Here is an 11,260-nt window from a genome sequence, read left to right on the forward strand (position 1 = left end):
TCTCCTTTGCATTAGTGCTCAAACCAGCTTTTCAATCTGGCAAACAGTGGTCTTCGTTTCCTGCATCATGGTTACGCTGTCGTAGCCGTATGTGGTTGCAGTGTTCGCTGCTTCACCACGAACCACAGGCGCCGCACCTTCTGGGTAGTACTGCAGAAGGTCTTTTCCTTCCCAGTGTCCAGAGAAGTGGAATGGCAAGAACACCGTGTCTTCGCCCACACGACGTGTGACTAAGGCTTGCACCTGAATCTTCGCGCCAGTCGGGGTCATCACACGGACCTGATCACCATGCTTGATGCCACGATCGTTCGCTGCCTTGGGGTTGATTTCAACAAACATGTTTTGCTGAAGTTCAGCCAGCCATGGGTTGGAACGAGTCTCCTCACCACCACCTTCGTATTCCACCAGTCGACCTGAAGTCATGATCAATGGGAAGGACTTGCCAATGTCGGCGTTCTTCTCTTGAATTGACTTGTACAACGTTGGCAAGCGCCAGAAACTGGCCTTGTCATCGTGAGTTGGGTACTTGGCCACCAAATCTGGCTTGGTTGAGTAAATTGGTTCACGGTGCTTTGGCACTGGATCAGGGAAGTTCCACACCACGGCGCGCGCCTTGGCGTTACCGAATGGGTGGCAACCGTGCTTCATGGCTACGCGCTGGATACCGCCAGAAAGATCGGTTTTCCAGTTCTTGCCTTCGGCTTCGGCCTTCTCGGCTTCGGTCAGGTCATCCCACCAGCCCAACTGTTTGAGCATGTCTGCGGTGAATTCAGGGTGACCAGTAGTAATCTCGGCACCCACTGGGTGTGAGCCAGCTTCAGCCAACAAATTGACACCGTCTTTCTCAACACCAAAGTTGGCGCGGAAGTTACCTCCACCGTCCATCACTGATTTCTCGGTCGAGTACAGATTGGGCGATCCTGGGTGCTTGATATCGGCTGTACCGTAACATGGCCATGGCAAACCGAAGTAGTCCCCGTCACAAGGACCGCCTTCCGCCTTTAATGTACGCACGTTGAAAGTGTGCATGTTTTTCATGTGCAACTTCAAGCGCTCTGGGCTTTGTCCGGTGTAACCGATAGTCCATGTGCCTTTGTTGATTTCTTTCAAGACGGATTCCATTTCGGGTTCCATCATGCCACCCTTGCCTTTCACCAGAGTGTGTGAACGGCTGAACTCATCCGCAAAGCCCAGCTTTTCGGCCAACTGATACATGATCATGTGGTCTGTGCGGCTATCGAACATGGGTTCGATCACCTTTTCACGCCACTGCAGCGAACGGTTGGAAGCCGTACAGGAACCAGAACACTCGAACTGTGTTGCAGCAGGCAGCAGGTATACCTCGCGGTTTGGATTCAAACCAGCCGGATCACCTGGCATGGCCGCCATGGAGGCAGTTGCTGACGGATAAGGATCGATCACCACGAGCAAGTCAAGCTTGTCCATGGCTTTCTTCATGTCCAAACCACGGGTTTGTGAGTTTGGTGCGTGGCCCCAGAAGAACAAACCACGCAGGTTACCGGCCTTTTGATCAATCAGCTCTGGATTTTCAAGTACACCATCAACCCAGCGAGACACCGTCATACCCGCTTTAGTTGACATACCCTCGGCGTAACGGCTCTTGATCCATTCGTAATCCACTCCCCAAACACGGCACCAGTGTTTCCACGAACCTTCCGCAACACCGTAGTAACCAGGCAATGAGTCTGGGTTTGGACCTACGTCGGTAGCACCCTGAACGTTGTCGTGTCCGCGGAAAATATTTGCACCGCCGCCAGATACACCAATGTTGCCCAATGCCAATTGCACGATACAAGAGGCGCGAACCATGGCATTACCGATAGAGTGCTGAGTTTGCCCCATACACCACACCAACGTGCTTGGACGATTTTTGGCCATCATCTCAGCCACTTTGTACATTTGCGCTTCGCCAACACCGCAGGCTTCTTCAACCTTGTCAGGAGTCCAGTTGGCCATTACATCGGCCTTGATCTGGTCCATGCCATACACGCGGTCATTGATGTACTTTTTGTCTTCCCAACCATTCTTGAAGATGTGGTGCAACAAACCAAACAGGAAAGGAATGTCTGAACCGGAACGAATGCGAACATATTCGTCAGCGCGCGCAGCGGTTCGAGTGAAACGCGGATCAACCACGATCATTTTTGCGCCAGTTTCCTTGGCATGCAGCATATGCAATACAGACACAGGGTGAGCTTCAGCAGCGTTTGAACCGATGTACAACGCACACTTCGTGTTTTGCATGTCGTTGTAGGAGTTGGTCATTGCGCCGTAACCCCAAGTGTTTGCGACGCCAGCCACTGTGGTGGAGTGGCAAATGCGAGCTTGGTGATCGGTGTTGTTGGTGCCCCACATGGACACCCATTTGCGCAGCAAATAAGCCTGTTCGTTGTTGTGCTTGGAAGAACCGATGAAAAACACGGAATCTGGACCGTTTTCTTCACGCAGCGCCAACATTTTCTTGGTGATACCGTCCAGGGCCTCGTCCCAAGTGATCTTCTGGTATTTGCCGTTGACCAGCTTCATGGGGTATTTCAGGCGATATTCACCGTGACCGTGTTCGCGCAAGGCCGCACCCTTGGCGCAGTGTGCGCCTAGGTTGATCGGACTTTCAAATACAGGGTTCTGCCGAACCCAAACACCGTTTTGAACAACCGCGTCGGTGGCACAACCCACAGAGCAGTGCGTACAAATTGTTCGCTTAATCTCGATAGGGCCTCCAGCAGTGCCGCCCTCAGCGGCAGCTTCAGCCTTGCGCACCATGCCAAATGGCAAACTGCCCGCTACCGCACCTGCACCCACACCGATACCGGAGCGCTTCAGGAATGCACGGCGATCCATGGTGGCGCCCAAGCGTGACCCAATTTTATTGAGCAAACTGTGGTTGTGATTGGGAATCACTTTGGCCACTGTCTTTTCGTCTCTTCTCTTTAACATCCTGGTCTCCTTGATTTACACCAGCAAGGTTCTGTAATAGGTTTTCACATGCTCAGAGAGCTGATAACCCTTCGATTTTTTCTCAGTGCCTGCGGCAGCGGCCTGTTCAGCCACTTCAGGTTGTTTGCTGACTACCAATGCAGCACCAGCGGCAGCGACACCCGCGCCAGCACCCACCAGAAACTGGCGTCTTGCTAGTTTGGGTTTGTCTTGATTTATCATTTTCTTGGTCATCTCATCACCTCCAATCAAACGGCACTTTCAAAATCGAAAGACTGTGTTTCAACATCAAAGAACACGCGGGCCAAACGACCCACAGTTTTGTAAAAATCGGTATTATTTGCGGCCTCTATGTCGTCGACCATTCGACCATACCAACTCGCCATGTGGGTCTGAAAAAAGGCACGCTGCTCAGCGAACGACACGGGCGGGTCGTCCGCCAAAATCAGGTAGCGCATCACCTCACAAAGAAAAGCAATGTGATCCTCTGTCTCCACCAATGCTTCGTCCCGTGTTAGCCCAAACTTGGCCAAATCGTCGCGCAAAACAATCAAGGGTTTCTCGTTTAAAAAACCTGCCATGTAATACGAGCCGTACAACATGACTTCTGGGCGTCCGACACCAATAAAGTTGTCGACAAACTCCTGATTGATTCTCTTGCTGTCAAATTGCCCAACCACGCGGAGCAACTCCGAAAACTCAAAACCCAGAGGGGTAGTAATATCGAGCGATTCGCGGTCGATTTCTCGAAAACGAGCCAAAAACTCATCGCTCACGTTTCCGGAAAACAACTGAGACAACAAGCCGTAAAAGTCGGCACGAGCCCAGTCCTCACCGGCGATCAAGTTGTCGTCCTGTTGAGTCTGGGTGTTCATTTTTTCACCTCAAAAATAGTCATCTCGTCTTTAGCGCTGTACATGTCGGTTACCCTACAATCCGCGCACATTTTCAATCGGTTTGCATTGCGCTCGAACATGCTGTGCTGGCTGAGCTTGGCGAACATGTTGTCGATCATGTGCTTGGTACCGAAGGCCTTTCCACAGCTGATGCAATGAAATGGCTGGGATTCGTTCAACACACGTTTTTCACGTGCAGCGGGGCCCAACAGCAATTGAGGCATCAACTGCATGGCATTTTCAGGGCATGTTTCAACGCACAAACCACATTGCACGCAGTTGCGCTCAATGAAGCGCAGCTGCGGCATCTCTGGGTTGTCAATCAAAGCAGACGAAGGACACGCACTGGTGCAACTCATGCACAAAGTGCATTTGTCCTTATTCACCAACACCGCTCCAAAAGGGGCAGCCGCAGGCAAAGTAATTGGCTCGGAGAAGCTAAAGCCAGCATTTTTTTGCGCGTGTTCAACCAGATGATCCACCGCGAATTCCATGCGGGTGCGTTTGTTGGAAGACAGTTCGAAGCTGGCTGGCTCTACAGCAGAGGCACCAAGGTCCGTAAGCTCGAATAACTTGGCAGTTTGATCTATTGTCAGCAAGCGAACACGACGACCCAAGCCAATGGCCTCGAGCAAGGTATTGACCCAGCCCATTTGCGCATCTAGAGGTTCGCCGTAGTGCCCTGCTTCAGTGGCCGATTGCAACACCGTGATTCTGTCCGCACCAAAGGCCAGAGCAGACAACCACAAATCGGGCCCGACACTGGCGCTGTGGTTCAATTCAATTGGCAACAAACTGAAATCAGAGGGCGCTGATTTGCTTGAGTTGACGACACCCATTTTCTTGGCGGACTCAAGCCAATTGTGCTCAAGGTCTGGACCGTGAAACACCAGTTCCAGTTTTTTTCCGTGGTTGGCACGAAACGCTTTGATTGCTGTTTTAATGGCCCGACCCTGCGCCGTTACCGGATTTAAAGCAAACTGAATCGCCCCAGTTGGGCATACAGTAGTACATGCACCGCAACCCAGACAAAGGTGCGGGTTTACTTCAATTTTTTCACCTGCAGACTTGATTGCCTTTGTACTGCACGCGTCGATGCAATTATGACAACCCTCTTTGTTAGAGCGGCTGTGTGCGCAAATGCTCGATTTGTACTCAAAAAACTTGGGTTTTTCAAACTCACCCACGGTTTGAACCGCATCAAGCATTGCTTCCAGCAAAAGCTGATCGCTATCACCCACATGCCAGTAACCAAGGGGTGCCTGACGGTCGGCGAAAAGACCTGGCATAGTGCAGTCAATCACCATGTCATATTCACGCGCCGTAGTCGCCGTCATGTCAGAAAATGAAATTGCCTTGAACTCACCACAGGCCTTAATACAGGCACCACTTTGGTCGCAGCTGCTCAAATCGATCGAGAAGGAATCTCTGGAAATCGATTTGGTGGGACAAACATCAACGCATGCACCACATCGCGTGCACAACTCCATGTCCACTGGATTGGTCTTGCGGGTACTCAGAGTAAAGGCACCCAAATAACCTTCAATCGATTCCACAGACAATGCCAGAACGTTTAAATCACGCTTTGCAGGCAACACCATGCCTGCTGCATCTGCAATCAGAAGGTCGACCGTGAGGTTGTTAGCCAAAGTTTGAGCATGATGAAGCTGCTTGTCACTTTGAGCCACCATGGCCACCCGTCCTTGGGACTTGAACAAGACAGCTGGAACTGGTTCGACTTGAAATTCGGTTTCATACGCCGCCAATGCAGCGACCGTCGCCGCAACCTCTGGCTGATTTTGGGCAGCCGGTTGCCCACGCAGCAAGCCGCGTAAATTAACGAATTCAATGATTTTCGTGCTTGAGGACGATTCAGCGACAGATTCAAATACCGCCTGCTCTTGGGTACAACCCACAAAGCAACGAGCCCCAGCGGTGTGGTTTTGGGTATCCAGCACGGTGGTAATCCCGTCGCGACAGGCGCGCTGAGCAGACAAAAAGCGCACGCCGTCAACGCTCACGTTCTTCAACGCTTTGTCGATCGTCTCGCCGCTTCCCTGGCAACCACACACAAACACATCCGAGTTGGTCATCTGATACTTTTATTTTGTTTATTTAGCAATTAATTGCAAAACTTGTGCCAGATTACCCTTGTAATTTTTCTTATTTAAAATCATTGGGCTAGAAATACCTTCTTGTATACAAAGAGGACAGGTGGTGCATTTTGTCTGTATCGACTTGGACAAGCGATACGTCAAAATGTACCAAATGAAGATCATTTTTTTGAAGAACTTTCAAACGAGCGTTCTGCCGGTAGTTCTTTAGAATCAACAACTTGCGACCCATTAGGGATTACCCTCGGATCCACTGGTGTTTCTGAAGATATCTCATTGGAGAGCATTTCACCGTCAGCCTTGTCTAATACAGGAGATGGGTTTTCAACTACCTCAGTTACCGTATCTGTCAACACACTAAAGCCTTCCCTGATGTCATCTATCTTTGGTACCTCGAGATCCGGTCGACTCAGCAGCTGCTTAGAAAGAGCCATCTTGGCAATGTCTTCCTGACTCAATGGCGTGAACTTGTTGTAATCATCAATGTAGATATCCAGTCCATCCATGACATTGAACTCAGGGCGTGAGAACAACGCCTTAAAAGCCTTGTTTTTTAACTCGGCCGAGACTTTGTCTACCATGAAGGCTTTGATATCGCCCCCCTTCTCCACAGCCTGCAAATCAGCTTCGGTGGGTAAAGGCAGTTCGGGGTTTACAGCCTCCGCAGCTGGGCTGCCATCAACCTCAGTCGTTGCGGACAATTGCATCGCAATTGGCTGTTCGGTCAATTGCTCGGGCAGATCACGCAAAGTTTCAGCTTGCTTTTCCTGCTCCTTGGCTTCCAGCTTTCGTTTGGACCATCTACTCAAAAAATTGTCGCTCATTGCTTTACCTACGCTCCCCTGGCTTTACAAAGGACTGCGGGCGCCTGCGTTGCTTGGTTTCAGGCTGATATTTCGCCTGAACCAGCTCCGCTAGCCAGCTGGCTACAGGAGCTGGCAACGGCAAAGTTTGTACTTCCTCATTCGAATCCATCCAGCGTGCAGCCTCGTCATAGCTCAAAGTGGCTTCAAATACAGAGGGCATTCGTGTTTTGTCGTCCTCTGGATAGCGTACGCAAAAAAATATGTAAGGAATCTCGGTGTCCAGATTCAAAAAATAACCCTGTAACTGATCTTGATACACCTCTGCTTTCACAGTTTGCACCAACTCATCAGGGCCCTGTGACATAGATATATCAGCAGGACCCATCTCGAGCACTTGCCAGCGGAACGGCTGCCATGGCGATTTCTGCATCACCTTTCCGATTTTCACGTTAATGGCCAGCTCACCCAGCACCAAAAATTTTGCGCTCAAAAAACACCTCTGCGAGTTGCCGGTGCCCGTCAGTACGGGCACAATTCATGGTTATCAGATTAGAAGATACACCACAAGTATCACAATAGGAGTTTGCCCCATGGGGCGAGGGATTGAACGATGACAGACCGAGTTATTCAACTGGTCCAGGACAATTCGCGCGTAATTCCCCTGAATTTCAGCGCGCCGCAAAACAGTGAAGTACCCGCAAAAGATCATTTCAATCGCAGGCTTCACGACTTGCGTATTTCTGTCACGGATCGCTGCAACTTTCGTTGCGTGTACTGCATGCCCAAGTCGATTTTCGACAAAAACTACCAGTTCTTGCCGCACAAAGACTTGCTCAGCTTTGAAGAAATCGAACAGGTTGCCCGTGAATTCGTAGCACTGGGGGTTGAAAAAATTCGCCTTACAGGCGGAGAGCCCCTGCTCAGGAAAAACATCGAGATTCTCATTGAACAATTGGCACGCCTGCGCACACCGGGCGGAAAACCAGTCGAAATTACACTCACTACAAATGGCACGCTGCTTCGCAAAAAATCGAAAATTCTGAAAGAGGCAGGTTTAAATCGCGTCACAGTAAGTTTGGATGCAATCGACGACGCCGTTTTCAAAGCCATGAACGATGTAGATTTTTCGGTCAACGAAGTACTTGACGGCATTGAGGCTGCCCATGAGGCTGGCCTGGGCCCGATCAAAGTCAACATGGTTGTGAAAGGTGGCATGAATGACGGGCAAGTGCTACCCATGGCCAGACATTTTAAAGGCACACCCCATATCCTTCGGTTTATTGAGTATATGGACGTTGGCAGCAGCAATGGCTGGAAAATGGACGAAGTAGTGCCATCGGCGCGCATCATCAACATGATTTCCCAACAGGTGTCGCAATTGCAAATGCTGGATGCCAACTACACCGGTGAAGTGGCCGAACGCTGGAAATACAGCGATGGCACAGGTGAAATCGGTGTAATTTCATCGGTAACACAAGCATTCTGCAAAGACTGCACCCGCATCCGTTTGTCCACTGAAGGCAAGCTTTATACCTGTCTGTTTGCAAGCAAGGGGCACGACTTAAAGCCCTTGATTCGTTCGAACACCCAGCCCGAATCGATTAAACAGCAACTGAGTCACGCAATCAGAAATTTGTGGTCAGTTCGGGCCGACCGATACAGCGAAATTCGGACTGAAAACACCACACAGCCCAAAGATAGAATTGAAATGTCGTATATCGGCGGCTGAGGAATCAGTGATACAAGTTATGGCAGCACACATACATACTACTCATGCAAGCATACCGAGCACCGTTGAAATTACGGCTATCAATGAACGTGGCGAGCAAATACCCGTTCAAATTTCTGGTGAACACCCTCTCACACTCTACTTCGACAAAAAAGAATTACTCACCATCATGACCTTGGGTGCTCAACCTGAGGCCTTAGCGCTGGGTTGGTTGCGCAACCAACGGCTGGTGTCCGACCCCGCGGAAATCGCAGCAATTCACGTGGACTGGGAAACAGAGAGCGTTGCTGTCACCTCAACAGTATTAAAAAATACAGGTCAAACCATTTGGGAAACCACCGAAAAAGCGCAGAAGTTAGAGAAGAAGACAACCACATCGGGTTGCGGACAAGGAACCGTGTTTGGCGACTTGATGGAAGACCTTGACAAGGTGCAGCTCAGCAACGCCTACAGCCTCTCACAAGACGTTTTGTATGGCGTGATGGACCATGTACGCAAACACGAATCAATTTACAAACATGCTGGCGCCGTGCACGGTTGCGCGCTATGTTCCAACAGTGGCGAAAACCGCGGCGAAATTCTGCTTTTTGTCGAAGACGTGGGGCGACACAACGCAGTCGATGCGATTGCAGGTCAAATGTGGCTGCATGGAATGACTGGCGAGGACAAAATTTTTTACACCACCGGCAGATTAACCTCCGAGATGGTAATCAAGTGCGCACAAATGGGTATTCCCGTACTTGTCTCTCGCTCGGGCCTCACACAAATGGGCTATGAAATAGCTCAAAAATTAAATATAACCATGCTGGGCCGCTGCCAAGGCAAACACTATTTGCTTTACACGGGCACACATCGATTCAACACCTTAACTGATACACAATTGGCATGAGCATTTCACTGGATGACATCACTGGCGTAATTCTCGCCGGTGGCATGGGTCGCCGCATGGGCGGCGTTGACAAAGGTCTTCGTAATTTCAAGAATGCCCCGCTTGCATTGCATGCCATGATGCGATTAAGCGGACAGGTAGGCAGCATGACAATCAATGCAAACCGGAACATTGGTGTCTATGAGGGGTTTGGTATACCAGTCATTTGCGATCAGCAACCTGATTTTGCTGGCCCACTTGCAGGTATGCAAACCGCACTTAGCTATGCCACGGTGCCCTTCCTGGTCACCGTGCCTTGCGATGTGCCCATGTTCCCTTTGAATCTGGTTGAGAAACTGAGTGCACCATTTGAGAAAAACGTGGGATTGATGCTGACAGTGGCTTCAACAAAGGGCCGCCACCATCCCGTGTTTTGCATGATGCGCACCGAACTGTTGCCCAACATGGAGGAATTTTTGCGCAAGGGTGGTCGAAAAATTGATGCCTGGTACGCCAACATTCCACATGAAGCGGTTGAATTTGACGATGAGGCAGCCTTTCACAATGTCAACACCCTCGAAGAACTCAAAGAACTCGAACAAAAATCCTGAGTAGCAAGGCAAAGCATGGAAACTGATTTTCAAACTGTTGAAGAAGCAAGAATCAAAATTCTGTCGCTTCTCAAGCCGATCACAGGCACCCGAACCGTCGCCATTCGCGAAGCGCTGGACCAAGTGTTGGCTGCCGATTTGTTGTCCCCCATCAATGTGCCCGCACACGACAACTCTGCGATGGATGGCTACGCCTTCAACGGCAACTGCATACAAAACGCCGAGATTACCGAACTGAAAATGATTGGTACCGCTTACGCGGGTAAGGCGTTCAATGGCAGTTGCGCCCCTGGTGAATGTGTACGCATTATGACTGGTGCGGTGATGCCCCAGAACTGCGACACCGTGCTGGTGCAGGAAAATGCCACTGTCAGTGGTGACCACATCAGCTTTCCACCAGGTGCAGTCAAAGCGGGCGACAACCGCAGGCTTGCCGGTGAAGACCTGACGATTGGCAAACCCGCCCTGCCCGCAGGCAAAGTGCTTCGGCCCGCCGACCTGGGTTTGCTGGCCTCGCTGGGTATTGCCGAAATTTCGGTGCGTAGAAAATTGCGGGTTGCTTTTTTCTCCACTGGCGACGAATTGCGATCCCTTGGCCAGCCACTGGATGAAGGCTGCGTGTATGACAGCAACCGCTACACACTGTACGGCATGCTGACCCGACTGCGATTCATTGAATTGCTGGATATGGGTGTGGTACACGACTCCCCGGAAGCCCTTGAACAAGCCATGTTGCAGGCCATGGAACAAGCCGATGTAATCGTGACTTCGGGCGGTGTTTCTGTGGGTGAAGCGGACTACACCAAGCACGTCATGGAAAAACTGGGCAGCGTGAATTTCTGGAAAATTGCCATGCGCCCAGGTCGCCCAATGGCTTTTGGTCAAATTCACAACAAAGCCAATGGCGACTCCGCCTACTTGTTCGGCTTGCCTGGCAACCCGGTCGCAGTCATGGTGACTTTTTATGCATTTGTACGCGACGCCCTCTTCAAGCTGGCCAATGCCAACCCCTTGCCAATTCCCATGCTGACCGCGAAGCTCGTCCAAAACGTTCGCAAGCGCCCAGGACGGACTGAGTATCAGCGCGCTCGTCTGGTCATGGAAGATGGTGTTCTGGTTGCCCACCTCACGGGTTCACAAGGATCCGGAATTTTGCGCAGCATGTCGGAGTCAGATGGTTTGCTGGTACTTGAACACGAACAAGGCGACCTGAAAGCCGGTGATACCGTGCTGGCACTGCCCTTTGAAGGCTTGATCTGACGAAAATCACACACCCCA

Annotated in this window: 10 protein-coding genes; 4 read left to right on the plus strand and 6 right to left on the minus strand. The window is 50.8% G+C overall.

The window, feature by feature from the left end; all coding sequences use genetic code 11:
* Nucleotides 1-18: 18 nt before the first annotated feature.
* The 6 genes from A0129_RS06565 to A0129_RS06590 form a co-directional block, all read right to left on the minus strand.
* Entirely contained in the window at nt 19-2,958 is a 2,940-nt protein-coding gene (locus tag A0129_RS06565) for a molybdopterin-dependent oxidoreductase (protein ID WP_291713507.1), read from the minus strand.
* 15 nt (nt 2,959-2,973) lie between these two features.
* On the minus strand, nt 2,974-3,192 hold the full coding sequence (locus tag A0129_RS06570) for a twin-arginine translocation signal domain-containing protein (protein ID WP_008249079.1): 219 nt from the start codon (nt 3,190-3,192) through the stop codon (nt 2,974-2,976).
* 14 nt (nt 3,193-3,206) lie between these two features.
* Nucleotides 3,207-3,833: a molecular chaperone TorD family protein gene (locus A0129_RS06575; RefSeq protein WP_291713509.1), complete on the minus strand. Its 627-nt coding sequence runs from the start codon at nt 3,831-3,833 to the stop codon at nt 3,207-3,209.
* Nucleotides 3,830-5,947 carry a 4Fe-4S binding protein gene (locus A0129_RS06580; RefSeq protein ID WP_291713511.1) on the minus strand — a complete coding sequence of 706 codons (2,118 nt, stop codon included), beginning with the start codon at nt 5,945-5,947 and terminating at the stop codon, nt 3,830-3,832. The genes A0129_RS06575 and A0129_RS06580 overlap by 4 nt, the downstream gene beginning before the upstream one ends.
* A 182-nt stretch (nt 5,948-6,129) precedes the next feature.
* The gene (locus tag A0129_RS06585; protein WP_291713513.1) at nt 6,130-6,792 is read right to left on the minus strand and encodes a DUF3306 domain-containing protein; all 663 of its coding nucleotides are present in this window, start codon (nt 6,790-6,792) and stop codon (nt 6,130-6,132) included.
* Nucleotides 6,793-6,796: 4 nt separating this feature from the next.
* Nucleotides 6,797-7,264, minus strand: a complete 468-nt coding sequence (locus tag A0129_RS06590; RefSeq protein ID WP_291713515.1) for a DUF3305 domain-containing protein — start codon at nt 7,262-7,264, stop codon at nt 6,797-6,799.
* Nucleotides 7,265-7,384: 120 nt separating this feature from the next.
* On the opposite strand from A0129_RS06590, the gene moaA reads away from it, so the two are divergent.
* Genes moaA through glp form a run of 4 tightly spaced genes read left to right on the plus strand, consistent with a single transcriptional unit; the run spans nt 7,385 to nt 11,242 of the window.
* Nucleotides 7,385-8,503, plus strand: a complete 1,119-nt coding sequence (gene moaA, locus A0129_RS06595; RefSeq protein ID WP_291713517.1) for a GTP 3',8-cyclase MoaA — start codon at nt 7,385-7,387, stop codon at nt 8,501-8,503.
* A 19-nt stretch (nt 8,504-8,522) separates the two neighbouring features.
* Nucleotides 8,523-9,392: a formate dehydrogenase accessory sulfurtransferase FdhD gene (locus A0129_RS06600; protein WP_291713519.1), complete on the plus strand. Its 870-nt coding sequence runs from the start codon at nt 8,523-8,525 to the stop codon at nt 9,390-9,392.
* Nucleotides 9,389-9,982, plus strand: coding sequence for a molybdenum cofactor guanylyltransferase MobA (gene mobA / locus A0129_RS06605; protein WP_291713521.1), 594 nt, complete (start codon nt 9,389-9,391; stop codon nt 9,980-9,982). The genes A0129_RS06600 and mobA overlap by 4 nt, the downstream gene beginning before the upstream one ends.
* 15 nt (nt 9,983-9,997) lie before the next feature.
* Entirely contained in the window at nt 9,998-11,242 is a 1,245-nt protein-coding gene (glp, locus tag A0129_RS06610) for a gephyrin-like molybdotransferase Glp (protein ID WP_291713523.1), read from the plus strand.
* Nucleotides 11,243-11,260: the final 18 nt, after the last annotated feature.

It is taken from the genome of Limnobacter sp. CACIAM 66H1, assembly GCF_001601825.1.
Classification (GTDB): domain Bacteria; phylum Pseudomonadota; class Gammaproteobacteria; order Burkholderiales; family Burkholderiaceae_B; genus Limnobacter.